The organism is Streptomyces sp. NPDC002838 (assembly GCF_040295365.1).
Taxonomy (GTDB): Bacteria; Actinomycetota; Actinomycetes; order Streptomycetales; family Streptomycetaceae; genus Streptomyces.
In genome coordinates, this window is record NZ_JBEOVF010000044.1 from 1 (window position 1) to 25670 (window position 25670).

General features: G+C 67.1%; 15 protein-coding genes and 1 tRNA gene. 12 read left to right on the forward strand and 4 right to left on the reverse strand.

From position 1 onward, the window contains the following. The 3 genes from ABT063_RS38745 to pglW form a co-directional block, all read right to left on the reverse strand. A partial coding sequence (locus ABT063_RS38745) for a DUF6079 family protein (protein WP_502990969.1) occupies positions 1-1602 on the reverse strand: 1602 nt, incomplete at its 3' end. A 118-nt stretch (positions 1603-1720) separates the two neighbouring features. Next, positions 1721-5323 carry a BREX-2 system adenine-specific DNA-methyltransferase PglX gene (gene pglX, locus ABT063_RS38750; RefSeq protein WP_351065286.1) on the reverse strand — a complete coding sequence of 1201 codons (3603 nt, stop codon included), beginning with the start codon at positions 5321-5323 and terminating at the stop codon, positions 1721-1723. After that, on the reverse strand, positions 5320-9807 hold the full coding sequence (gene pglW, locus ABT063_RS38755; protein ID WP_351065288.1) for a BREX system serine/threonine kinase PglW: 4488 nt from the start codon (positions 9805-9807) through the stop codon (positions 5320-5322). The genes pglX and pglW overlap by 4 nt, the downstream gene beginning before the upstream one ends. Before the next feature lie 694 nt (positions 9808-10501). Here pglW and ABT063_RS38760 point away from each other — a divergent pair. The 4 genes from ABT063_RS38760 (at position 10502) to ABT063_RS38775 (ending at position 13720) form a co-directional block, all read left to right on the forward strand. Further along, positions 10502-10972: an NUDIX hydrolase gene (locus ABT063_RS38760; RefSeq protein WP_351065290.1), complete on the forward strand. Its 471-nt coding sequence runs from the start codon at positions 10502-10504 to the stop codon at positions 10970-10972. A gap of 345 nt (positions 10973-11317) precedes the next feature. Further along, a complete protein-coding gene (locus ABT063_RS38765; RefSeq protein WP_351065291.1) occupies positions 11318-11740 on the forward strand; it encodes a MarR family transcriptional regulator in 423 nt (140 codons plus the stop codon). A gap of 433 nt (positions 11741-12173) precedes the next feature. After that, positions 12174-12347 (forward strand): helix-turn-helix transcriptional regulator, encoded by a 174-nt coding sequence (locus ABT063_RS38770; RefSeq protein ID WP_334648894.1) that lies wholly within the window; start codon positions 12174-12176, stop codon positions 12345-12347. Then, on the forward strand, positions 12344-13720 hold the full coding sequence (locus ABT063_RS38775) for a tyrosine-type recombinase/integrase (RefSeq protein WP_351065293.1): 1377 nt from the start codon (positions 12344-12346) through the stop codon (positions 13718-13720). The genes ABT063_RS38770 and ABT063_RS38775 overlap by 4 nt, the downstream gene beginning before the upstream one ends. Before the next feature lie 211 nt (positions 13721-13931). Here the strand turns inward: ABT063_RS38775 and ABT063_RS38780 are convergent. Then, positions 13932-14003, reverse strand: a tRNA-Arg gene (locus ABT063_RS38780). Positions 14004-14231: 228 nt separating this feature from the next. On the opposite strand from ABT063_RS38780, the gene ABT063_RS38785 reads away from it, so the two are divergent. From ABT063_RS38785 to ABT063_RS38820, 8 genes are all read left to right on the forward strand, one after another. Further along, a complete protein-coding gene (locus tag ABT063_RS38785; protein ID WP_351065295.1) occupies positions 14232-14723 on the forward strand; it encodes a response regulator in 492 nt (163 codons plus the stop codon). A gap of 99 nt (positions 14724-14822) precedes the next feature. Further along, on the forward strand, positions 14823-16043 hold the full coding sequence (nrtL, locus tag ABT063_RS38790) for an ArgS-related anticodon-binding protein NrtL (protein WP_351065296.1): 1221 nt from the start codon (positions 14823-14825) through the stop codon (positions 16041-16043). A gap of 30 nt (positions 16044-16073) precedes the next feature. Beyond that, positions 16074-17465, forward strand: a complete 1392-nt coding sequence (gene lysA / locus ABT063_RS38795) for a diaminopimelate decarboxylase (protein ID WP_351065298.1) — start codon at positions 16074-16076, stop codon at positions 17463-17465. 161 nt (positions 17466-17626) lie between these two features. Then, entirely contained in the window at positions 17627-18919 is a 1293-nt protein-coding gene (locus tag ABT063_RS38800) for a homoserine dehydrogenase (RefSeq protein ID WP_351065300.1), read from the forward strand. Between the two features lie 6 nt (positions 18920-18925). After that, positions 18926-19984, forward strand: coding sequence for a threonine synthase (gene thrC / locus ABT063_RS38805; protein WP_351065302.1), 1059 nt, complete (start codon positions 18926-18928; stop codon positions 19982-19984). Positions 19985-20263: 279 nt separating this feature from the next. After that, on the forward strand, positions 20264-21181 hold the full coding sequence (gene thrB / locus ABT063_RS38810) for a homoserine kinase (RefSeq protein ID WP_351065304.1): 918 nt from the start codon (positions 20264-20266) through the stop codon (positions 21179-21181). Between the two features lie 416 nt (positions 21182-21597). Next, the gene (gene rho, locus ABT063_RS38815) at positions 21598-23685 is read left to right on the forward strand and encodes a transcription termination factor Rho (RefSeq protein ID WP_351065306.1); all 2088 of its coding nucleotides are present in this window, start codon (positions 21598-21600) and stop codon (positions 23683-23685) included. Between the two features lie 142 nt (positions 23686-23827). After that, positions 23828-25627 (forward strand): trypsin-like serine protease, encoded by a 1800-nt coding sequence (locus tag ABT063_RS38820; protein WP_351065403.1) that lies wholly within the window; start codon positions 23828-23830, stop codon positions 25625-25627. The last annotated feature ends 43 nt before the right edge of the window (positions 25628-25670 follow it).

Below are 25670 nucleotides of genomic sequence, written 5' to 3' on the forward strand. Positions count from 1 at the left end.
CTCCTTGACGCGGGCGGCCAGTTCTGCCGACACGCTCTCCCCGGTCGCGGTCTGCCCGGTCCCGCCGGCAAGGCGCACCCGCTCCACGTCCTCCTCGCTCAGGGAGTAGTCCGCCAGCAGGCGCGGCCTCAACCGGGTGTCATACAGCTTCTCCGCATTTTCGAACTCGACCTTCAGCCGCTCGGTAAAGGGCTGCCCACCGTCCCGGGCGATCTCGTCGTACAGATCGCCCAGCGGTACCAGCTGGCCCAGGCGCAAGTCGTTACGGTGCTCGATCAGCAGGTTCCGCATGAGCTTCAGCCCGGTGCGGGATCGCTGCAGCGCGTTGGAGACGTGTACCAGCGTGTCGAGGAACGAGGGGGAGAAGGGGTACGTGGCGCGGAACGAGTCGATGTCGGCGCCGGTGGTGCCCTCGCTGCCCAACAGCGTGTCCCACACCTCGCGCCGTACCTTGGTGGTGGTCTCGAATGCCTTGTTGATCGCGGCGGCGGCCTCGTCGTTCTTCGGCCTCAGCAGCCGGTGCCGGGCGATCTCCGGGAGGTTCCGGTCCTCCAGGGTGATCGTGGAGAACCTGCCGCTGGCGAGGTTGAGCGTGTCCTGGATCGTCAGCTCGACGGCGCCGGCGGCATCTCCCTTCACCAGGTCGCGCATGTCCCGCTGCCGGGCGATGAAGCTGATCACGGGAATCGGCCGGCGGGCGTCGCCGCCCTCGATGAGGTTGCTGAGCTTCTGTACCTCTCGGGCGACGAGCTTCTGGTTGCCCAGCGAGTTGGCCAACCAGAGCACCAGTTCGTCGAGGAACAGGATCAGACCGTCGTAGTTCAGATCCTTGGCGTGCCCGGCGATCTCGCTCAGGCCCCGGTCCAGGGAGACGAACGCCTGGGCGTCTTCCTTCGCGTTGTTGAAGAAACTCGGGAACCAGCTGTTGATCAGGTCGCTGACCAGCTGCTTGCGCAGTCTGTCGTCATACGGGGCCGCCATGGCCTCGTCCAGCTTCGCGGACGTCCAGAACGGCTCCGTGTCACCCCAGGCCGCGTCCTCTTTGGCCCCGGGCAGCTTGGACAGGAACATCTCGTCGCCGAGATTCACCCGGTGGCTATGGACCTGCTCCATGAGGGCGTCGGTTCGGTGTACACCCGGCACCGGAGCCTCCGGGTGGAGCTCGCGTACCAACGATGCGTACCCGCCGAGGATCCGCTGCTCCATCGACTTCGCACCCAGCATGTGGTACGGCACGAGCAGGAACCGCCGCCCCTGCATCCACACATCGTGCTTGTCCAACAGCCCCGCGAACTCATCCCGCGACCGGGCCGCGGCCTCCCCGTGGAGCAACGCGTGCAGCACCGCCATGAAGTGCGACTTACCGGAACCGAAGGAACCGTGCAGGTACGTTGCCTGCGACGTCCCACTGGTCACGCCCGCCTGGACCAGACCAAGCGCCTGATCGAAGTTCTCCACCAGTCGGTCTGTGATCACATAGTCGCGCAGGGTGGATTCGGCGTCCGACACGCCTTCGGCCAACTTCAGGACGAAATCGGAGTCGCTCGCCCGTTCGGGGATGTTGATGTACTCACGCAGCAGAGAACCGTTGGGACCAGCCATGGCGTACAGCCTACGGGCCAGCTCTGACACCTCGTAGGCCCCTGGCGCAAAGTGATCTTTGGTCCCTGGGGTGCCCGCCGTAGCACCTCTGCGGCGGGCACCCCAGCACCCGTCCCTTCTAACTCGGCGCGCGGCCCCGCGTGCGCGACGGACGCCAGGAAGCCAGAGCATCGTCTGTCAGGTGAAGTCGGTTGGTCGTCTCCATCAGGAAGCCCGCATACACGTTCGCAGGGGAGTCGCCGTACGCAATGTCGAAATCGTTGTGCCACTGATGAACCCAGGGAAGCACCTCCCGCAGGCCCGCGAGTAGCGGCGTCAGCCGCTCGGCATCCCAACCGTCGTGCGCTTCGCGCTCCACGATGAGGGTGGCGAGCGCCTGGGCCTGCTCTCGATGGTCCCAGCCGGCCCAGCCGAGAAGGAGAGAGCTGTCACCCTCGCGGGATCCGTACGGATAGGAAGTGAAGCGTTCTTTGGGCACGTCGAGCTTGCCCCGGTTCCGCCAGTACGAAGGCTTGAGGAAGTCCGCAGCGGTGTACCTGGGCGGAGCGCCGATGCTGTCTCGGATTGCGTTTCGCTCCTCCTCCGTCTCAGCCGCGTCCTCCCTGTGCTGCTCGTCCCACATGCGCTCCCAATCGGCGCGTTTGCGCAGACCAGCTTCCTTGTAACGGAGGGCGGCGAGGAAGGGGACATGCTCGTCGGCGACGAGGTCGGCCACTGTTTTGCCGAGGTCCTTCCCAGGGGCGTACATCTCGGCAACGGCTACGAAGTCTTCGTCGAGGGCCAGCGCATCAGCAAGTTCGGCGGTGGTGAGAAGCCTCGGCTGCTCCATTCCGTCCACTTCATGGAACCAAAATTCTCGCCGCTCGGATCGATTCAGCATCCATGTCCGCAGCGCCCTGCTCTGCAGGGTGTCCCAACTCTCAGATGCCCACCTGCGCTTATATTCTGGGCGTTCGATCAGGCCGATCGCTCTATTGGTTTCGATGGCTTTAAGGCGCTTGGTGACGGTGTCTTTGTATGCGTTTGGCCAGTGTTCAGGGATTTCGGTGATCGGAGTAGATCCGTGGCGGGTGAACCATTGGGTTTCAATCTCACCGCGGGCCATTCTGCGTGCGAGGTCAATCTCGAAGGCGCGTTCGCCAAGGTTGATATCGGGAACGATATCCGCAGGTGCATTTAGGTCATCCGCGAGGCCGTAGAGAGAGTAGACGCACCAATCCAACTCCTCTTGCAGTGCAATCATACGCGCCCGGTAGGTGCGATAATTGCCGCGATCCTCGTCGAGTTGGGAGTGCCGAGGGGTTTCGGGTGTGTCGGGCAGGAACGGATATAGCTTAGCCAGGTTCTGAGCCATGTGGTCCAACTCGACGGCCAGAGCTGTCGGAAACTTTCCGGGGAGGGGGAATTCTTTGAGCTTGGTTCCGGTGAACTCGTAGCGTTCTTCCCATTCCTCGTCCTGTACCCCGCGGCCGAGTCCGCTGCCGCCCTTTCCCTGACTTACCTGCTTCAGCCAGAAGCATGCAGCAGAGCTACTAAGGACACCCAATAGAGACAAATGATCTTCTTCTGTGGCGTCTTCCTGTAGCTTGATCATTGGGGCAGTTCGATTGAAGAGGCGCGCTTTTCTGTCGAGAGCAAAGTGATTATGGGTGGCCACGAATGAGAAGGTGATTGCCAGTGGCGTCTTGAGCTTGCTGGAGTAGTTCTCGAGGTGAGAAGTCCATGCGCGACCGTTCTCGATCATCGTCTTCCCGAAGATCAAGCGCCGACCTAGTAGGGTCCTGGCCATCCAAAGGTCTTTAGCGAGAGGGTGAGACTCCGGTACCGGTTCCTTGTTCTGCTGGTCCACGTATGGGTTACGAACCCAGACGGAGGTGTTCAGCGAGAAATCCCGAACCGATTCTCCGACGATGAGTTCGCGAACGCACTCGACATTCTTCAATCGCCTTGCCGTTTGAAGGTTCGGAAGGAAATAGAGGTCGTCTTCGCCCGTTGACGTGGTGCGGCCTACGCTTTCGGCAATATCGCCGACAGTTGATTTGGCAGATGTACGAAGAGCCTCCTCGAGATCTTTGGCGCCGCCGCCCGAGAGGCTCCAAGGGTAAGTTGAGTAGGTGGAGCGCTTGGCGTCGACAGAGCTGATCCACTCGCTCTCGCTGCCGGGTTGGTCGATTTGCCGGATGATGGCTTGCCAGACTTTTCCTTCAGAAGCCTCAGCGGGAATCCCCGGCTCGCCCTTAATGCTCAAGATCGTCCGCACCGTCGGGGGGTGGAAGTGGTGAGTTCGTCGACGTCCGACCAAAATTACTGTGGGTGTGCCGTGTCCGGGAATGTATGCGCCGGATGTGTCGATGATCTCTTGAAGTTCGGCCTTGAGGCTAAAGAACTGGGTGATCAGTTTGCGTCCGAACTCGCGCTTCATGAAAGAGTTGGCGGTGATTTGGCCGACGAAGCCAGCACCTTTGCCGTGCTTATCTGCTTCGCGGGCCAAATGGAAGAATCGTTGAGCGAACGGCACCGACAGGGCGTACGATCCGGCGCATGCCGAATAGAGCTCCCGGTAAATCTGGTTGAGGTTCTTATCCTTGACCTGAATGTATGGAGGGTTGCCGACCACTACGTGATAGCGGCCCTCGCGCAGGATGGGATAGTGGTCCCCCAGATCTTCGGTCGTGTATTGAAAATCCGCGAGTTCGTCGGTTTCGCCGCCGAGGTCTTCGAGGCCGGGCAAGGTGAATTCCCGTGATTTGATCAATGCGTCGCCAACGGCGACATGGAGCGGGAATTGGTAGCCAGCAGCTTCGTCGAGTGTTTTGAATCCAGCTGCGCGGAGAGCGGCGATGACCAGGCGGAACCGGGCAATGGCGACGGCAAACGGGTTGATGTCAACGCCGTGCACGGCGTCCAATGCGAGCCTTACTCGTTCGCGCAACTCCCGCCCGGGTGCATTCTGGTCCCATTCGGCGAGTAGGCGCCGAAAAGCGCCGAGCAGGAAGTGCCCCGACCCGCAAGTGGGATCGATCATCTTGACGGTGTCGTGGCCGAATTCGTTAATGGCTGGTGTCAGGGTGCGGTCGAGAATAAATTCCTCGACGAATTCGGGTGTTTGTAGAAGTGCGTAGGTCTTGCGGGCGGCTTCTGAGAGGTCCTGGTACAGGTCGCCGAGGAAGCGGGTGTCCCAGTTGTCGTCGGTGAAGTCGTGAACAAGGCTTCCCTGCTCAGTGCGGCGTCGCCAGAAAGCGATGAGATTTTTGGCCGCGTCGTGTGAGAGCGGGATCTGGTAGAGCGCGTTGTGCCGTTGGTCGAAGAGTAGGGCGCCCGCTTGTGCCTTGGTCATCTCGTCGAAGGCGGAGAGCAGCCAGCCGCGGTCGGTCTGGTTTCCTTGGTGATTGCGGTAGAACTGAGCCTGGGCCTCTTCTGCCAGGGTCATGCTTTCCTCGTCGGGACCGGCCAGGAATCCTCGCTTGCCCAGGAGCCCGTTGTCTTCGCAGAAGCGGACGAAGACGGTGCCTAGGACCCAGGCCGCTGCTGCTTGGGTGACGCGTTCGTCGCGCCAGGCCCCCCAGGCAGCGGCGGTTCGCTTGAGCTTGAACGCCTTGTCGTATTCGGCACGCAGCCGGGTGTGTGTTTCCTCGACCGCGGTGACCTGCTGGCGCAGATCGACTTCCAGGCTCTTCACCTGGCGCTGTAGGTCCTTGAGCAGCGCGACGCGGTCGATCACTTACCTGTCTCCTCGTTCGGCGTGGTGCGGTGTTGGTTGGCTACCCAGGCGTCGTTCAGCACGATCCACTGCTCCTTCGTCTCCAGTGGCACGTGGGCATGATCCAGCATGGGTTCGGCCGTTGCGTCGCCTATGGGGCAGAGCAGCCACACCGTGCCACCGAGTTCGAGGGGCAGTTGCATGCGGTCGTAACGGGCGAGCGGGCCTGCTCCGTGCAGCAGCACAGGACCGGTGGCTGCTGAGACGATCTCTTCGATCTGGGGCTGGAGGCGGTCCCACGCGGGCTCGATGAACCGGGAGTGCAGTCGGCTGTGGGGGAGGGAGCCGGGTTCCGCTATGTCGGCCTCCACCACCGTCTCCCAGGTCGGGCGCGTGCCCTGGGCGACCAGGTTCCGCATGGTGGCAACGAACAGGGCTCCGACGTCGACGGGGCGGGCGTTGAAGCGCCGTACAAGCTCCTCTCGGGCGGGCAGGTAGCCGCCCATGCTGACGGTCAGGGCACGGAAGCCGTCCCTGCCGCACGAGCCTGCCAACTGCTGCTCGGCACGCACTGCGCGCGCCAGTTCGGGTGAATCGGTGTGCCACTGCGAGGCGATGTCACCGGTTGCCTTGCGCGGCTGGATGACGGCGCCCGTTGACGATCCCACGCCGCGCGGCGTGACGTATCCGCCCTGGCGGCCGGATCCCTGCCACTCCAGGTTGAAGCCGGCGTCGTTGAGCAGCGTGTGCAGCTGGGGGTGACCGGGGAGCGGGGCGAGTTCGGGGAAGCGTGCCCGTACCCGTTCCTGTACCTGTTCCGGGCGCAGGACGTTGGGACGGCTGCCAGGTGACGTGCCGCCCTCTCGAGCGGGAGGCGCCACGCCTGCCTGCGCGAGGCGCAGGGCTCGCTCGGGTGCCAGATCGCGAGGATAGATCTCCAGGCGGGGTGATGCCGCGGCCCGTGACGATGCGGCGGCGGCGAGGTGGACCAGGCGGGCGTGCTCGAAGTCGGTCGGCACGTTGTACGCGTGCGGCCGGATTATCGTCAGCTCGCGCAGCACGGACGCCGAGGTAGGCATGACGTCCATGCCGGCCAGCCGGTCGGCTGTCTCTCCGAGTTTGAGAGCGTACTTGATCAGGGCTGGGGCGGCGGGGGTGTCTGGAGTGGCGTCTTCGGGCGCTTCCAGCGCGATGAGGATCTGGTCGCCGAAGCGGCGGGTCAAGAAGCACCGGTCTTCGGCAGCGGCCGAATCGACTTCCACGGCCGCTCGCACGACCGCAGCGGCGGTCGCGCGCCGCACCTCGTCGCTGCCTTCGGAACTGCCACGCCGCGCCAGCAGCGCGTCAGCCAGCTCCTGGGCACCAGCAATACGTCCGAAGCCCTCAAGCAACTCGACGAGTTCGGCAAGGATGCTACGCATGATGGGCATCTCAGCCCAGCGTGTGCGCTGCTTGACGAGAACCTGGCCCACGCGACCTGTGGTGATGCCCAGTTGGGCGCCGACGGGCTGCTGCGTCGGCCAGGGCGGGAGATCAGGAAGGTTTCCGTCCTCGTCAGGCAGCCGCAGCATCAGGCGGGTGGCCTCGACCTCGTTCTCGTTTCGGCGTGTCTTCTGCATCGCCGGAACGAGCAGAGCGGCAATCGAATCCAGGCCGATGCGGCCCAACGCCGAGATCGCAGCATCCGGCGCACTGCCGTCCGTCCCGGCGGGTATGGCTGCTGAGGCGCTCTCTTCCGCGGCGGCCAGTTCACGCTCGGCGGCCCGGCGCTGTTCCCGGTTGGTCGGCGAGGAACCCGTGCCGAAGCGGGTCCGCCACTCCTTGATGCGGGTCTGGAGTTCCTTGCGGGTCTTTGCTCCCAGCCCGGGCAGCGACGTGATGCGTCCGGCCAGCGGAAGCAGGTCGGCGACCTTCGTGGCCTCCAGCCGCTCAGCCGCCGAGATGGCTCGCGCGCTCAGGCCGGCCGCGACCAGCAGGGTGTCTGGGCCGGCGTTCGCTGCCGCCTCGTCCCGTTCCTGCTCGGCGAGCTGCGGATCGTCATCGTCGGCCTCTAGTCCGGTCAGCCGTGGAGCCGCGCCCACCGGACGGGTGGCGTCAGCTGCATCGAAGATGCGCCGCCACGCGGCATGCATCTCCTGCAGGGAGGCGAAGCGGTCAGCGGCGTCCTTCGCCAGAGCACGGGCGAAGAAATCGACCAAGCCGCTCTCGCGCAGCGACGGGTCGAATGCCTCGACAGCCAAGGTGACCGGCTCATCCACCAAGGTGGCCTCGGTGGCACCATCGCCCCACACAGGCAGCTCATTGGACGCCATCTCGTGCAGGGTGACGGCCAGCGCGTAGCGCTCGGCGTGGGCGTCGTAGACAGGGCGCCGAAGTGTGCCGATGAATGGATCCAGGTAGCGGGGCGTGCCCGCCTCGGTCTCCCGCACATCTATGCCGGCGAGAGAGAAGTCGAAAAGGACGAGTTGCTTGGTTCGGTTCTTGCGGACCCGGATGGCGATGTTGTCAGGCTTGATGTCGCGGTGGAAGATTCCTTCGCCTTCGAGGAAATCCAGCGCACCGAACAGGTAATCGCTGAACGTCTGTAGCTCTCCAGGCTCCAACCGGCCGCCCTCGCGCAGCTTACGGGCCACAGTGTGCTCGCCCGCGTGCTCCAGGACCAGCACGGACCGGCCGCCGATCACCTGCGGCTCGCGGCGAGCGAGGCGGATCACACGGGAATCAGCCGGAAACGCGCCCAGGATGCGAGCCTCGTGATCCAGACGCTTGGTCTTCTCGTCGGACAGCGCGACCTTGAGGACCTCCTTGGCCCCGGTCCGCTGGTTAACTGCGAGGAAGGCACGGCAGGTGGACCCGGTGCCGAGCCGCTGGCTGATCTTCCACTCGCCGCCCACGACATCGCCGGGCCGTGCCTCCAACGGGTCGAGTTCTACCTCGGCAGGGGCTTCCGCCGCAGGGGGCGCGGTCAGATCGTCTTCGACCTCGGTCAGCAGCTCCAGAAACTCCGCGACACTGGACAGCCGCTGATTGGGCACAGGAGCGGTCGCGGCCTGGATCAGCTCGTCCATCCACGGGGTCACGGCTTCGGCGACCGCGCTGGGCCGCAGGCCGTTGTCCTGGCTGACCCGCGCCAGGAGTTCGGCATGTGTATCGGCCGGTGCCTTCCCAGACACCAGGAGGTAGGACACGCTGCCCAGGCCGAACACGTCCATCGCCACGGAGTCGGGATTCGGCGCGGACAGCTCAGGAGCCAGATACGGCTCGGCCGCCGCGTCGGTGTGCCGACCGGTACGGCTGCTGGGGGTGGGCAGAGAGCCGCTCGACCCGAACGAGTCCGCGGAGCGGACAGCGGCCTGCCAGTCACTGATCAGCAAGTCAGGGCGAAGCCATGCTTCGGCCAGGGCCTGCTCGGCCGTCACAGCCGTCGGCTGCCCAGGGGCCGTGGGACGGCGCGGACCGGGGGCCACCAGGATGCTTCGCGCGGAGAGCATGCGGTGGAACAGCCGTCGACGGTGGGCGTATGCCATCGACTCGCCCAGCTGGCGGACCATGCCAACCCGCGTCTCCACATCCAGTCGAGGACCGAATTCCGCCATGTAGCGGTCAAGTCGCATCGACTCTCGAGGATGCCGGAAAATCAGGGCCGGCCCGTTCTCGTGGGCCTCCATCGAGTCCGGCTGCACGATCCCGGGGTGGCTTATGCCATGGAGCACCTGCATCTCACGACGAGCCGCGCGCTCCACGGAGGCCCGGTCGGTCTGCGCCGCGTTCCGCTCGACCAAGTAGATGCGGATGCGCCGCCGCTCTTTGGAGAGCTCGCGGTGACGGGCAAGATGGTCCTGCCACTCCTTGCCGATATCGAACGGCTTGGGCTCCAAGTCCCACATGCCGACCTGGAAGTGCTTCTTGCTGCGAGCAATCCCCACGCCTTCGAGCAGTCCGGGCAGCGCTCGTGAGAAGCGGGTGTCAACGCCCCCGCGCCCGCCGGCGGGCAGGGGAAGCAGTAGATCCGAAATGACCGAGGGCAGTGCACCGGCTCGTGCTTCGCCGGACCTCTCGGGACCGAAGAGCCAGTGCATCTGGTTCGAGGGCAACTCGACGCGCAGGCCCGGCTCGGACAGAAACACGGCAGCCTGCATGAACGGCACGTGGAGTCCGGTCCGGCGATTGCGGTTCTCCTGGACCAGGAGTGACTTCAGCTTCTGTGCCTTCGTGTTCGCCAGGTGAAGCGGGTTGTCGAGGGCCCGCCCGTTGTGCATCCAGTTCGACCCGGAGGCCGTCACCCGGCCGTTGAAGCTCTTGATCTCGACGAGGTAGAGGCCGCTAGGCGCCGCAACCAGAAGGTCGACCTCATACACGTGGCCCGTTTCCGCCGTGAACGTGAAGTTCGACCATGCACGGAACGGCTCTTGATCAGGCAAGCGCTCCTGCACATGCTTGAGTGCCTTGCGCTCGTGCTCGTACTGCGACGGGGTCACGGTCGTCCAACGGCCCGGCTCACGCATACCCCGTACGTCCCCTCTCGACCTGCCGCCCTCGGCGGCTCCCATGCACCGGGCTAATCCTGCCAGGCGGCACCGACAAGCGGTGACGGCGGCAGGACAACATCGCTACAGCATGCGCCCTGCCAACTACGCTGGATCACGTGAAGCCGAAGGCTTCTGGCAAGCGCAGAGCACTCGGTCGGCTGTCCCGCGCGGCCTCCTCCATTCGCCAGCAGACCGACCAGGCGCACCGGGAGCTGTAAGCCTGGCGCACAGCCCACCGCACGACGTGAACGAGCGGCGAGCAGAATGCCGAAGCAGCGCGCTCAGACCTCGTCGAAGAGTTGTCAGTGATCACTGCCTTCTTGGGCTTTCCGTAGGTGCTTTGTGAGCAGTGTGCGGAGCACCGGCAAAGCCAAATGATCACGCCCTGGAGTACCCGCGGAGCGACGCGGGCCACCGCAAACTTGTCGGCACGCCCAGATGCTCGGTCCGGCTGCGCGACACCACGCTCTACGCCAGCTTCGCCCGGTACGACGGCACACTGCTGGTCAATCCGCAAGCCTGGGGACAGCCGGCCAGCGCGAACCCGCTGCTCCAACTGCGCCGGCTGGATGGGACGGGCTAGTTCGACCACTACACCGACGGCTTTCAAGCGGTCTGGAAGACTGCGAAGCCCTGGTCACCTGAGGCGATGTGAGGAGCCCACCCCACCATGGGACGCACGGAGTACTGGTACGACGCCAGCGCACCGAAGCCGAACACCCTGATCCCCGCCTGCAACATGCTGGCCGTCCGGGATGCGGACGGCGCGATTCTCCTGCAGCGGCGGCGGGACACCGGGCAGTGGGCGCTGCCCGGCGGCGCGATGGACATCGGTGAGTCTCCCTCGCAGTGCGCGGTGCGGGAGTGCAAGGAAGAGACCGGAATCGACGCCGTCGCCATCGGACTCCTGGGCGTGTACTCACCTCCAGAACACGTGGTCGCCTACACGGACGGGGAGATCAGACAGGCGTACGAGGTGACCGTGATCGGCCGCCCGGTCGGCGGCGAGCCGACCGTCAACGACGAAGCCGACGGCGTCCGCTGGGTCCTGCCCGGCGATCTGGACTCGTACGACATTCATCCCTCGATGCGGCGGCAGATCGCCCACTACCTGGACGGGGCATACCCCCACGTCGACTGAGCGCCGTCCGCGCCCTTACTGCTCCCGTCGAGGCGAGCCGGGTTTCGACCCTATGCACAGCAGCACGCTTCCCGTATGAGCCCTTCACGCCCTCCGATGTGGCAGCTGATGCCCAAGCCCAGCATGTATGGGGTCTAGCGGCGATTGTCAGCGTGGCTGCGAACTCAGGAGACGCGTCTGCCTCCTATCCGCCCACAGCAGACGAGAAAGAGCCCCAAGGGACTGGAACTTACTGCTGGGACCATGTCAACGTACAACGTCCCCGAAAACACCAGGTCAGCGAAGGGTCACAGCCGTCCGGGCCCTTGGCGAACATAGTCCCCGCCTCGTGCGCGCTCAGGCCGGTTGGCCTGTGCACTGATCCCTGCCTCCCCCGAGGCCCGCCCCAAGGAGCCCCGCCTGTCCAACGGCATGCTTCGATCCCTGCACTTCACTACCCCAATCCTGTTCACGCTCGGCGCCCTGAACGCCTTCACTGCTCAGCAACGCCAGGACCACGCTGCCTTGGCCACCGCGCTGTGCCTCTGTATCTGCGCGGCCGGACTCCTCGCCGAAGACCTGCTGCAACACGCTTTGCGCCGTGACCGAGTCGTCCTCGCGCATGGCGCCGTCCACCCCGGCGCCGCAGCCCGGCACATCGCCCGCGCCCTCGGTGCCCGTGAGCGAGTGGTAGCACGCAGCCTCAGCCGCCTCACCGAGGAGGGGCTCCTCATGGTGGAAACGGACGGCGCCACACCCGCCGTCCGCGCGTATCGCGTGGCTCGCTGACCGTACGGTCCTGTCGGTCTGCTGGGCGATATATAGCCGACGATCCCCGGTTAGCCAAACCGGGGATCGTCCGGAGTATTGATGTCGTTCGCACCGGCTACTTGGCGGTGGACCTGGAGCGGACAGCGCCTTCCTGGTGCCCGGCGTGGCCTAGCGCCTGTTCAGCGCACAGGACCAGACTTCGGAAATCCAAGAAAGGCACGACACTCGCCCAACGGCCATCCACCTCGCCACAGGCTGCGGTGGATTCTGCGCCACTTCGTAAGGATCCCTCATGCGCCCTTTCGCGATACCCCCTGCCCAAAAACTGAATCGCACGTTCTCGCCGCAGTGCTTCTTCGTGCTTGATGGCGTAGCAGCAGCGGCGCTTCGGTCTTTGGTGATTCCGCACGGGAGGCGCTGAGTGAGGAAGGGCGACAAGGGTGACGAGTTGATGACCGTCCCCGAGGTGCTGGCAGAGCTGAAGGGCACATCCCGCCGAACCTTCTACCGGTGGCGCGAGATGGGCACGGGTCCTGCGGTACTGAAGCTCCCGAACGGCGAGTTGCGCGTCTGGCGGAGTGTATTCATGGATTGGCTACATGAGAGAGAGGAAGCCGCAGCTTGAAGACGACGGACGTTCGGATATGGGACGTCAGGGTAAAGCAGCGCCAGGGCAAGGACACCTATGAGGTGCGCTGGGTCGTGGCAGGGCGCGAGGTATCTCGCTCGCGTCGCACTAAGGGGCTTGCCGACAAGCTGCGCGCGCAGCTCCTCATGGCTCAGGAGAATGGGGAGCAGTTCGACACAGGGACGGGCTTGCCTCCCTCGATGGAGGAAAAGGCACCTGCCCTCACCTGGTACACCTTCGCCTTGAAATATCTGAAGATGAAGTGGCCCCATGCCGCACCGAACTATCGGGACGAGATCAATGAGGCGCTGACGGGTGTCACAAAGGCGCTCATGCCGAAGCGTCCTGGGCGGCCGGCGGATGAGGCGATGCAGCGGGCGCTTCGGGATTGGGCATTCGTACTTCCCGGCCCGGAAGATCGCGAAATCCCGTCAGAGGCCAGATCCGTGGTTGACTGGATGGCAAGGAACTCGCCTCCGCTCGCCGATCTCGCCAAGCCAGCGGTTATGCGAGGCGTGCTCGAAGCGCTCAAGCTGAAACTTGACGGAGAATCGGCTTCGAGTGAGACCTTTAAGCGCAAGCGCAAGGTCCTCGTCAACGCGCTGAACTATGCCACGGAGCTAGGGGAGCTCGACGAGAATCCCGTCAACTCGGTTTCTGTGCAGAAACCGTCAAGAATTGTTCCTGTCGACCCTCGCGTCGTGGCCAACCCGAAGCAGGCCAGCAATCTGATCGGTGCTGTCTCGTACGTGGGCGGTTACCACCGAGCCAGGGGCAGGCGACTGGCGGGCATGTTCGCCGGCATGTACTACGCCGGGATGCGTCCGGCGGAAACCGTCGGAGTCGCGATCCAGGACTGCTACCTCCCTGAGGAGGGTTGGGGGCTGGCAAATCTCCACCGAACCCGGCCGACAGCGGGGAAGAAGTGGACAAAGACGGGCGAGGTGCACGACGATCGCGGGCTGAAGAACCGCGATCCCGAGGAAGTGCGGCCGACGCCGCTGCCGCCGATCCTCGTGGCCATCTGGCGAGAGGGCATCGACACGTTCGGCACCGCGGACGACGGCAGACTCTTCTTCAATGAGCGCGGCGGACTGGTCGGTTCCTCGACCTACTCGCGCGTGTGGGGAGAGGCGCGCGAGTTCGGGCTGCCGCCGGAGCTTGTCAAGAGTCCGTTGGCCGACCGCCCGTACGACCTACGCCACTCGGCGCTCTCGACATGGCTCAACGCGGGGGTGGACCCCACGGAAGTTGCTGAGCGTGCAGGCAACACAGTGGAAGTGCTCTTGGCGCGCTATGCGAAATGCCTCCACGGCCGTCACGTTGTGGCCAACAAGCGGATCGAAGATCTGCTGCTCGAATACGCATGACGATGATCACACCAAACACCCCGAGGTGCCCGCCTCGGGGTGTTTCTTATGTGCGAGATTGGTCGGTTCGTCTATCGATGTCCGATCCCGCGTATGTCCCGCAGCGCCCGTCCTAGGGCTGCTTTCGGTGGCAGATAGCTGCATATAGCAGCAGGCCCTCCGATCTGGCGTATTGCCTGATCAGAGGGCCTTTTAGGCACCTGATCTGCGGTGCCCCCGGCAGGATTCGAACCTGCGCACACGGCTCCGGAGGCCGTTGCTCTATCCCCTGAGCTACGGGGGCGTGTCGGCTGCGGTGTTCGCGGCGACGGGTAGAACACTACCAGCTTCGTCGGGGTGTCCATGAACGGGTTTCCCGGCCTCGGGAGGAGGTCAGCCCCAGCCCGGGCGGGGTGGTCGGGGCGCCTCCGGAGGGCGGAAGCGCCCCTCGCGCGGGTCGGAAGTAGGTAAAACCCGGACGCGATGGCCGGTCCCGACCTACTCTCGAGTTGTGCCAGGCGCGTCCGGTCGGGTGCTTGTTGTGGACGACAACAAGGTCATCCGGCAGCTGATCAGGGTCAATCTCGAGCTGGAGGGCCTCGAGGTGGTGACCGCGGCCGATGGTGCCGAGTGTCTGGATGTCGTTCATCAGGTGCGGCCCGATGTCGTCACCCTGGACGTCGTCATGCCCCGGTTGGACGGGTTGCGGACCGCCGCCCGGCTGCGTTCCGATCCTCGGACCCGTGACCTTCCCCTCGCCATCGTCAGCGCCTGTACGCAGTACGAGATCGAGACCGGCCTCGACGTCGGCGTCGACGCCTTCCTCGCCAAGCCCTTCGAGCCCGCCGAACTCGTACGGCTCGTAAGGCAGTTGATCGAGCGGAAGCGCGGGGTCGCGTCGGTGGAAAGGCTGGCGGAAGGGCCGGCGGAAGGACCGGCGGAACGGCCGATACAGGGCGGGACCGTGTTGGGGAGTGTTCTCGGTGCGGGGGAGACCGAGCGGGCCGGCCGGACCGGTCGCTGAATCACCAGGGCAGTCGTCCGCCGTGCCTGCCCGTCCACATCCCGGACCCCACCCAAACCTGTTCGCTTACCCACCCCCCTCCTCGCCTACGCTTGTCCCGTGACCCCCGTCGAGCTCTCCCGTACCGTGCTGCGCGCGGTGCGTCGTGCTGTCGACGAAGGGGAGCTGAGCGTGACCGTTCCGGAGCGGGCCGTGGTCACGGTGCCCGGGCCCGGTGGCTGTGGGGACTACGCCACCAACATCGCTCTTCAGCTCGCCCGCCCGGCCGGGCATCCGCCCCGGCGCGTCGCCGAGATCCTCCAGAACCGGCTCCTCGGTACCGACGGTGTCACCGACGTCGTCGTCACCGGGCCCGGGTTCCTCAACATCAGCCTGCGGAGCACGTCGTCCGTCGCCCTCGTCGAGGAGATCCTGCGGTGCGGGCCGCGGTACGGATATGCCGACGGGCCCACCGGACAGCTCGTGCGACTCCACGTCCCCCACGAAGTCCGCGCCCTCGTCGTCGCCGACGCCGTCGCCCGCATCCTCCGCTCCCAGGGCGCCCTCGTCCGCACCACGGCCGAGGCCCGCCCCGAGCCGGAGTGGGAGACCGTCCTCGGAGTGCGCGCCGACGCCTTCGGCAGCCGCGATACCCGAGCTCTCCGCGATACCCGAGCTCTCCGTGACACCCGAGCTCTCCGCGACGCCCGAGCTCTCCGCGACGCCCGAGCTCTCCGCGACGCCCGAGCTCTCCGCGACACCCCCGCGCCCCCCGACGCCCCCGCCCCCCTCGACGTCAACGTACGGCCCGTACCGGCGGCCCCCGCCGACCCCCTCCCCCTCGGCCGCGACGCCGCCCGCTGGGCCCTGCTCCACCCGGCCTCCCACGACCGGCCCCGGATCACCGACGACCACCTCGTCCAGCGCGAGGGCAACCCCCTCTTCCGTGTCCGTTACGCCCACGCCCGCACCCGGGCCCTCACCGGTAACGCCGCCGACCTGGGCTTCACCGCGAAGCCCGGGCCCGCAACCACCGCAGACACCGCCGACACTGCAGATACCGCAAACACCGCAGACACCGCGGAAGCGCTCCTCACCGCCCTCGCCGACCACCCCCGCGTCCTCGCCCACGCGGCAGCACACCGCACCCCTGACCGTCTCGCCCGGCACCTCGTCACCGTCGCCGATGCCGTCCTCCCCTTCCTGCCCACCGTCCTGCCGCGCGGCGAGGAGAAACCCTCGGCCGCCCACCGCGCCCGGCTCGCCCTTGCCGAAGCCGCCGGGACGGTGCTGGCCGGCGGCCTGTCCCTGCTCGGTATCGACGCACCCGACCACCTCTGACACCAGACACAGAGAGCCACCCGAAGAGCCATGAGCCGTTCCGCACACCCCGCCGGGCCCCGTCACGCCGATGTCCTCCCCGAGGGCCACTACTCCGCGCCGCCCGCCGACCTCAACACCCTCGACCCGAAGGTGTGGGCCCAGACCGTCACCCGGGACCCGCACGGCGTCGTCACCGTCGGCGGCCTCCCGGTGACCCGGCTCGCCGAGGAGTTCGGCACCCCCGCCTACGTCGTCGACGAGGCCGACTTCCGGGCACGGGCGCGGGCCTGGCGTACCGCCTTCGGTCAGGACGCCGACGTCTTCTACGCCGGCAAGGCATTCCTCTCCCGGGCCGTCGTCCGGTGGTTGCACGAGGAAGGGCTCAACCTCGACGTCTGCTCCGGCGGCGAGCTCGCCACCGCCCTGTCCGCCGGCATGCCCGCCGACCGCATCGCCTTCCACGGCAACAACAAGTCGACGCAGGAGATCCACCGCGCCATCGACGCCGGTGTGGGGCGGATCGTTCTCGACTCCTTCCAGGAGATCGTCCGCGTCGCGCACATCGCGCAGTCCCTGGGCAAGCGGCAGCGCGTCCAGATCCGTATCACCGTCGGCGTAGAAGCCCACACGCACGAGTTCATCGCCACCGCCCACGAGGACCAGAAGTTCGGGATTCCGCTGGCCGGCGGGCAGGCCGCCGAGGCCGTACGGCGGGCCCTTCAGCTCGACGGGCTCGAACTCATCGGTATCCATAGCCACATCGGGTCGCAGATCTTCGACATGTCCGGCTTCGAGGTCGCGGCCCATCGGGTCGTCGGGCTGCTCAGGGACATCCGGGACGAGCACGGCGTCGAGTTGCCGGAAATCGACCTCGGCGGCGGGCTCGGGATCGCGTACACGAGTGACGACGATCCCCGCGAACCCCACGAGATCGCCAAGGCGTTGACGGAGATCGTCAGCCGCGAGTGCGAGGCCGCCAAGCTGCGCACGCCCCGCATCTCCGTCGAGCCCGGGCGCGCCATCGTCGGACCGACCGCCTTCACGCTGTACGAGGTCGGCACCATCAAGCCCCTCGACGGACTGCGCACGTACGTCTCCGTCGACGGCGGCATGTCGGACAACATCCGCACCGCGCTGTACGACGCCGAGTACTCCGTCGCTCTCGTCTCCCGCACCTCCGACGCCGAGCCCATGCTCGCCCGTGTCGTCGGCAAGCACTGCGAGAGCGGCGACATCGTGGTGAAGGACGCGTTCCTGCCGGCCGACCTGGCCCCGGGTGACCTCATCGCCGTACCGGCCACGGGTGCGTACTGCCGGTCCATGGCCAGCAATTACAACCACGTGCTCCGCCCGCCGGTCGTCGCGGTCCGCGACGGCGAGGCCCGCGTGATCGTCCGCCGCGAGACGGAGGAGGATCTCCTGCGCCTCGATGTCGGGTGATCCACCCCTGATTCACCCAGGAGAAACAGAGGGCGGAAGATCTCCTGCCGTCCGCCCTCGTACAAATGAAATAGATGTCTCACGATCCGGACATGGGATAGAAACTCCCGTCCAGTGAGTGAGACTGGTCCCACCGTGACGGTAAGAGGAAACGAGGTCGGATGATGCGTACGCGTCCGCTGAAGGTGGCGCTGCTGGGCTGTGGAGTGGTCGGCTCAGAGGTGGCGCGCATCATGACGACGCACGCCGACGACCTCGCCGCCAGGATCGGTGCCCCCGTCGAGCTGGCGGGCGTCGCCGTCCGCCGGCCCTCGAAGGTGCGTGAGGGCATCGACCCCGCGCTCGTCACCACCGACGCCACCGCCCTCGTCAAACGCGGCGACATCGACGTGGTCGTCGAGGTCATCGGCGGGATCGAGCCCGCTCGTACGCTCATCACCACCGCCTTCGAGTACGGCGCCTCCGTCGTGTCGGCCAACAAGGCCCTCCTCGCCCAGGACGGCGCCGCCCTGCACGCCGCCGCCGAGGACCACGACGCGGATCTCTACTACGAGGCCGCCGTCGCCGGCGCCATCCCGCTGATCCGTCCGCTGCGCGAGTCCCTCGCCGGCGACAAGGTCAACCGCGTGCTCGGGATCGTCAACGGCACCACCAACTTCATCCTCGACAAGATGGACACCACGGGGGCCGGATATCAGGAGGCCCTCGACGAGGCCACCGCCCTGGGGTACGCGGAGGCCGATCCGACCGCCGACGTCGAAGGGTTCGACGCCGCCGCCAAGGCCGCCATCCTCGCCGGCATCGCCTTCCACTCGCGGGTGCGTCTCGACGACGTCCACCGCGAGGGAATGACCGAGGTCACCGCCGCCGACTTCGCCTCGGCGAAGGAGATGGGCTGCACCATCAAACTGCTCGCCATCTGCGAGCGGGCCGAGGACGGCGAGTCCGTCACCGCGCGCGTGCACCCCGCGATGATTCCGCTGACCCACCCGCTCGCCTCCGTGCGCGGCGCGTACAACGCGGTGTTCGTGGAGTCGGATGCTTCCGGGCAACTGATGTTCTACGGCCCCGGCGCCGGCGGTTCCCCGACCGCCTCCGCCGTGCTCGGCGACCTCGTGGCGGTGTGCCGCAACCGGCTCAACGGTGCCACCGGGCCCGGCGAGTCCGCGTACGCCGCCCTGCCCGTCTCGGGCATGGGAGAGGTCGTCACGCGCTACCACATCAGCCTCGACGTGGCGGACAAACCGGGAGTTCTCGCCCAGGTGGCGACCGTGTTCGCCGAGCACGGGGTTTCGATCGATACGGTTCGGCAGCAGGGCAAGGACGGCGAGGCGTCTCTCGTCGTCGTCACCCACCGTGCTTCCGACGCGGCCCTCGGCGGGACCGTCGAGGCGCTGCGCAAGCTCGACACCGTGCGTGGTGTCGCCAGCATCATGCGGGTTGAAGGAGAGTAACCAGCAATGACCCACCAGTGGCGCGGAATCATCGAGGAGTACCGGGACCGGCTGCCGGTGTCCGACACCACGCCGGTCGTGACGCTCCGCGAGGGCGGCACGCCCCTCGTGCCCGCGCAGGTGCTCTCCGAGCGCACCGGCTGCGAGGTCCACCTCAAGGTGGAGGGCGCCAACCCCACCGGGTCCTTCAAGGACCGCGGCATGACCATGGCCATCACGCGGGCCAAGGAGGAGGGCGCGAAGGCTGTGATCTGCGCCTCCACCGGCAACACGTCCGCGAGCGCGGCCGCTTACGCCGTACGTGCCGGAATGGTGTCGGCCGTCCTCGTCCCGCAGGGCAAGATCGCGCTCGGCAAGATGGGGCAGGCGCTCGTGCACGGCGCCAAGATCCTCCAGGTCGACGGCAACTTCGACGACTGTCTCACGCTGGCCCGTGCCCTGAGCGACAACTACCCCGTGGCGCTGGTCAATTCGGTCAATCCGGTACGGATCGAGGGGCAGAAGACCGCCGCGTTCGAGATCGTGGACATGCTGGGTGACGCACCTGACATCCACGTCCTGCCGGTCGGCAACGCGGGCAACATCACCGCGTACTGGAAGGGTTACAAGGAGTACGCCGCCGACGGCGTCGCCGCGCAGACCCCGCGCATGTGGGGTTTCCAGGCCTCCGGCAGTGCCCCGATCGTGCGCGGCGAAGTCGTCAAGGACCCCTCGACCATCGCCACCGCCATCCGCATCGGCAACCCCGCCTCCTGGCAGTACGCCGTGGCGGCACGGGACGAATCGGGCGGATTCATCGATGAGGTGACGGACCGTGAAATCCTGCGCGCCTACCGGCTGTTGGCCGCGCAGGAGGGCGTCTTCGTCGAGCCCGCCTCCGCCGCGTCCGTGGCCGGCCTGCTGAAGGCCGCCGAGCAGGGCAAGGTCGACCCGGGGCAGCGGATCGTGTGCACCGTCACCGGCAACGGACTGAAGGACCCCGACTGGGCCGTCGCGGGCGCCCCGCAGCCGGTCACCGTCCCGGTCGACGCGGCGACGGCGGCCGAGCGCCTCGGCCTTGTCTGAGCTCACCCGAGCTCGCCGGAGAAGGTAATCCCTACGAGGGGGGCACAGGGGGCTTACGACACGCATCGTGCGCCTCCTGTGCGCCCTATGTCGCCACAGAACCTTCCTTCGATAGGCTGTACTGAACCCGCCCGCCGCATATGCCTTCGCATATGGCCGGGTGCCGCGCCGTCTCCGCGGCCCGGAAGCGATCCCATGGATCCCCAGGGATCCGCAGGGTCCTCACGTATGCATCTGATGTCTTCGACAATCACGCAGCTCAAGGAGAGTCATCGAGCGATGGCCGGTCCAGCCTTCCGCGCCGCCGCCGTCCGGGTGCGCGTCCCCGCCACCAGCGCCAACCTCGGCCCGGGCTTCGACGCCCTCGGCCTGTCGCTGGGGCTCTACGACGACGTGGTCGTCCGGGTGGCCGACTCCGGGCTGCACATCGACATCGCGGGGGAGGGGAGCGAGACGCTCCCGCGTGACGAAAACCACCTTCTCGTACGCTCCCTGCGCACCGCCTTCGATCTGCTGGGCGGACAGCCGCGCGGCCTGGAGATCGTCTGCGCGAACCGCATTCCGCACGGCCGCGGCCTGGGCTCCTCCTCGGCCGCCATCTGCGCCGGCATCGTCGCCGCGCGTGCCGTGACCATAGGCGGAGAGGCCAGGTTCGACGACACGGCCCTCCTGGAGCTGGCCACCGAGATCGAGGGCCACCCCGACAACGTGGCGGCCTGTCTGCTCGGCGGTTTCACGCTCTCCTGGCTGGAGGCCGGAGCCGCGCGGGCGATCAGGATGGAGCCCGCCGATTCCATCGTTCCGGTGGTTTTCGTGCCCGGTAAGCCGGTCCTGACGGAGACCGCGCGCGGACTGCTCCCGCGCACCGTGCCGCACATCGACGCCGCCACCAACGCGGGCCGCGCAGCCCTGCTCGTCGAGGCCCTCACCAGGCGCCCCGAACTGCTGCTGCCGGCCACCGAGGACCGTCTTCACCAGGAGTACCGTGCCCCGGCCATGCCGGAGAGCGCGGCGCTGGTGGAGCGGCTGCGGGCCGACGGAGTCCCGGCAGTCATCTCAGGCGCGGGCCCCACGGTGCTCGCGCTGGCCGACGGCGACACGGCCGACAAGGTCGCCCATCTGGCAGGCGAGGGCTGGGCCGCGAACCGGCTCGAGCTCGACGCCCGGGGAGCGAGCGTGCTGCCGCTTGCGCCCTGATACGCGATTGCTGCGGATGCCAGATACTTCGAGAGGGGGAATGTTTGTTGGATCCGGTAGTGTTAACCTCAAGTCTGCACCCGACCCCACCATGGCGAGGTGCTTCGTGTCCCCGTCCGGGACAGACATCCTTCCGGGAGCCTCCCAAGCCGCACTGTGTTTCGTACGACGTACGCAGGCAGTACCTCGTATGCGAGCGCTGAGCGACTTGCCGGGCACGCTCCGGAACCGGTGCGACCGAGCCACGTGACACAGACACTCAGTGCCACAGCTCAGGGAAGCGCCGTCATCACATTCCTCCGCCGTTTAGGCGGACCACCGCCCCGGCACGGTCCACACAGCAAGGACCGAAGCCGGACAGCACAACCGGTCGCCGAGCCAGACAGGCCGACGTCCGCTCCAGGGAAGGACCCTTCGTGAGCGACACCACCGATCTGATGGGCGCACGTGTCGAGGAGACCGCTGCCGCGCCCGCCACGGACGCCTCCGCGCCTGCCACCGGTGCCGGCTCCCGGCGGCGCCGCGGTACCGGCCTCGAGGGCATGGTGCTGGCCGAGCTGCAGCAGGTCGCATCCGGCCTCGGTATCAGGGGCACCGCGCGTATGCGCAAGAGCCAGCTGATCGAGGTCATCAAGGAGGCGCAGGCCGGAGGGGGTGCCGCGACTCCCCAGGCCGACGCCGCCACCGAGACCAAGCCGAAGCGCCGGGCCACCTCCAAGGCCCGTACCGGTGAGGACTCCACCGCCGCGAAGAAGGCGGCGGCCAAGGCCGAGGCGCCCGCCGAGAAGGCCGTGGCCCAGCAGCAGATCGAGATCCCCGGCCAGCCGGCTGGGGGCCCCTCCCGCGATGGGGGTACCTCCCGCGCGAGCGCAGCCGAGCGTGGGGGAGAAGCCGAGCGTGGGGGAGACGACGCTCCCGCGGAGCGCCGTCGCCGCCGTGCCACCGCCGACGCCGGCAGCCCGTCCGCCGCACCCGAGACGGTCGCCGCCGAGGCGAAGAGCGAGCCCAAGGCCGAGACGCCCGCCCGCGAGGCCCAGCAGCCGCAGGGCGACGCCGGTGAGGGCGGCGAGGGCCGCCGTCGTGACCGCCGCGAGCGCGGCCGGGACCGTGACCGTGACCGCCGGGGCAAGGGCGACGACCAGCAGGGTCAGGGCGGCCAGCGCCAGCAGAGCCAGCAGCAGGGCGGCGGCCGTCAGGACCGCCAGGACGGCCGTCAGGACCGCCAGGACCGCCAGCGGGACAGCGGTCCGCAGGACGACGACGACTTCGAGGGTGGCCGTCGGGGCCGCCGCGGCCGCTACCGTGACCGCCGTGGCCGTCGTGGCCGCGACGACATGGCCTCGGAGCCGCAGATCGCCGAGGACGACGTCCTGATCCCGGTCGCGGGCATCCTGGACATCCTCGACAACTACGCCTTCATCCGTACGTCCGGCTACCTGCCCGGTCCGAACGACGTGTACGTCTCCCTCGCCCAGGTCCGCAAGAACGGCCTGCGCAAGGGTGACCACATCACCGGTGCCGTGCGCCAGCCCAAGGAAGGCGAGCGGCGCGAGAAGTTCAACGCGCTGGTGCGTCTGGACTCCGTCAACGGCATGGCGCCCGAACACGGCCGTGGCCGCCCGGAGTTCAACAAGCTGACGCCGCTCTACCCGCAGGACCGGCTCCGCCTGGAGACCGACCCGGGCATCCTGACCACCCGCATCATCGACCTCGTGTCGCCGATCGGTAAGGGTCAGCGAGGGCTGATCGTGGCCCCGCCGAAGACCGGCAAGACCATGATCATGCAGGCGATCGCCAACGCGATCACCCACAACAGCCCCGAGTGCCACCTGATGGTCGTCCTCGTCGACGAGCGTCCGGAAGAGGTCACCGACATGCAGCGGTCGGTGAAGGGCGAGGTCATCTCCTCGACCTTCGACCGCCCGGCCGAGGACCACACCACCGTCGCCGAGCTGGCCATCGAGCGCGCCAAGCGCCTCGTGGAGCTGGGTCACGACGTGGTCGTCCTGCTGGACTCCATCACCCGTCTGGGCCGCGCGTACAACCTCGCGGCGCCCGCCTCCGGCCGCATCCTGTCCGGTGGTGTCGACTCGACCGCGCTGTACCCGCCGAAGAGGTTCTTCGGCGCCGCGCGCAACATCGAGGACGGCGGCTCGCTGACCATCCTGGCCACCGCGCTGGTCGAGACCGGCTCGCGGATGGACGAGGTGATCTTCGAGGAGTTCAAGGGCACCGGCAACATGGAGCTCAAGCTCGACCGGAAGCTCTCCGACAAGCGCATCTTCCCCGCGGTGGACGTGGACGCGTCCAGCACCCGCAAGGAGGAGATCCTGCTCGGAGCCGATGAGCTGAGCATCGTCTGGAAGCTGCGCCGGGTGCTGCACGCCCTCGACCAGCAGCAGGCGATCGAGCTGCTCCTCGACAAGATGAAGCAGACGAAGTCGAACGCCGAGTTCCTGATGCAGATCCAGAAGACCACGCCGATGCCGGGCAACGGCGACTGACGCAGGCGCTTCTGAAGGGCCGCCCCTGTTCGCAGGGGCGGCCCTTTTCGCTGTTCAGGGGCGGGGTACGATCTCGCCCTTCGGCCAACTTTCCGGCCGCGTACTTTTCTGATCCCGAGGGGGGACTTACGTGGGTACACCCATGTCCGGGGGCGGCGGACGGCACAGACGTCGGATACGGATAGCCCTGCCCGTCGGCGCGGCCGGCGTCGTCGCCGCCGTCGCCGCGGCGCTGCTGACCTCGTCCGCGGACGCCGCCACCGGCTCACCGAAGCCGCGGCCGCCGGCCAGGGCCACCGTCGCCGACTCTCCCTCGCTCGCCGAGCTGGAACGGCGGATCGCCGACGCGACGGAGGCCGACGACACCCCGGGCGGTACGACGTCCAAGTCGTCCCTGAGCGCCGGCACCGGCACCGTCAGCCCGATGATCATCGGCGGTACGACGACCACCATCACCACGGCCCCGTGGATGGCCCAGCTCTGGTACAGCGACACCAAGGGCACCGCCGACGAGAGCGACGACACAGGCTTCTTCTGCGGAGGTGCCGTCGTCGCGCCGACGAAGATCCTCACCGCCGCGCACTGTGTCAAGGGCTACGACTGGAAGGCCCACGGCGCCATCGTGACCGGTACCTCCCAGCTGCCTTCGGAGGACGACCTGCACGGCGGCACCGCCAGCGGCGTCTGGCGGCAGTGGTACCACCCGTCGTACAACGCGCGGACCATCGACAACGACCTCGCGGTGCTGACCCTGCCCAACCCCGTCAAGGCCCCCGCGATCCGCATGACAACGTCCGGCGACACGGCCTCGTACGCCGCCGGCACCAGCGCCAAGGTCTACGGCTGGGGCCGCACCAGCTCCACCGACCAGGCCGTCTCCCAGACGCTGAAGACGGCCACGCTGCCCGTCCAGTCCGACACCACCTGCGCGCGCTACTACGGCACCAAGTTCGTCAAGGGCCACATGGTCTGCGCGGGCAAGCCCGCCACCGGCAGCGACACCGGCACCACCTCCGCCTGCAACGGCGACTCCGGCGGCCCGCTGGTGGTGAACAACCGCATTGTCGGCGTCGTCTCCTGGGGCGTGACGAACTGCGTCACGAAGGGCGCGTACAGCGTCTTCACCAAGGTCAGCACATACGTCGGCGCCGCCTACCCGCGCATCGACGACACCAACCTCAGCGGTGACCACAGGGCCGACCTGTGGGTGCGCAACGCCTCCTCGAAGACCGGCTACGAGAAGGACTCCAAGGGCACCTCCTTCGGCGCCCGCCAGTCCTGGGGCAACTGGAGCGGCGTCAACGTCGTCCTGCAGACCGACCTCAACCGGGACGGCTACCAGGACTTCGTCTACCGCGTGGCCTCCACCGGTGACGTCTTCTGGTGGCGCTACGTCCCGGCCACCGAGAGCTGGGCCGACCCCAAGCAGATCTTCGACAACTGGAAGACCCGCACCCGCATCCTCACCCCCGGAGACGTCACCGGCGACTACCTGCCCGACCTGCTCTCGGTCGACTCCGCCGGCGTCCTGTGGATCTACCCCGGCAAGGGCAACGGCGCCTTCGCGACCCGGGTGAAGGTGGGCTCGGGCTGGAACCAGTACAACTCGCTGCGCGGCCACGGCGACTTCACCGGCGACGGCAGGACCGACCTGATCGCGCGCGGCAAGAGCAACGGCTCCGTGTACCTGTACAAGGGCACCGGCAAGTCCGGCGCCGGAGCCTTCTCCGGCCGGATCAAGGTGCGCACCTGGAGCGGCACGACGTACAACGCCTTCGACGCGGTCGGGGACGTCACCGGTGACGGCAAGGCCGACTTCCTGGCCCGCACGCCCGGCGGCACGCTCTATCTGTACAAGGGCACCGGAAAGGCCACAAGCGAGATCTTTGCCACAAGGATCTCCGTCGGTACCGATTTCAAGCAGTACGACATCTTTGGCTGAATCCGCAGGTGAGCGACGATCATCGCGCTTCGGTGACGACGGA

Coding starts and splice junctions, on each gene's coding strand:
- pglW (WP_351065288.1), bottom strand. CDS start 9,807: ATGCGTGAGCCGGGCCGTTGGACGACCGTGACCCCGTCGCAGTACGAG.
- ABT063_RS38760 (WP_351065290.1), top strand. CDS start 10,502: ATGGGACGCACGGAGTACTGGTACGACGCCAGCGCACCGAAGCCGAAC.
- ABT063_RS38770 (WP_334648894.1), top strand. CDS start 12,174: ATGACCGTCCCCGAGGTGCTGGCAGAGCTGAAGGGCACATCCCGCCGA.
- lysA (WP_351065298.1), top strand. CDS start 16,074: ATGAGCCGTTCCGCACACCCCGCCGGGCCCCGTCACGCCGATGTCCTC.
- ABT063_RS38800 (WP_351065300.1), top strand. CDS start 17,627: ATGATGCGTACGCGTCCGCTGAAGGTGGCGCTGCTGGGCTGTGGAGTG.
- thrC (WP_351065302.1), top strand. CDS start 18,926: ATGACCCACCAGTGGCGCGGAATCATCGAGGAGTACCGGGACCGGCTG.
- thrB (WP_351065304.1), top strand. CDS start 20,264: ATGGCCGGTCCAGCCTTCCGCGCCGCCGCCGTCCGGGTGCGCGTCCCC.
- ABT063_RS38820 (WP_351065403.1), top strand. CDS start 23,828: ATGTCCGGGGGCGGCGGACGGCACAGACGTCGGATACGGATAGCCCTG.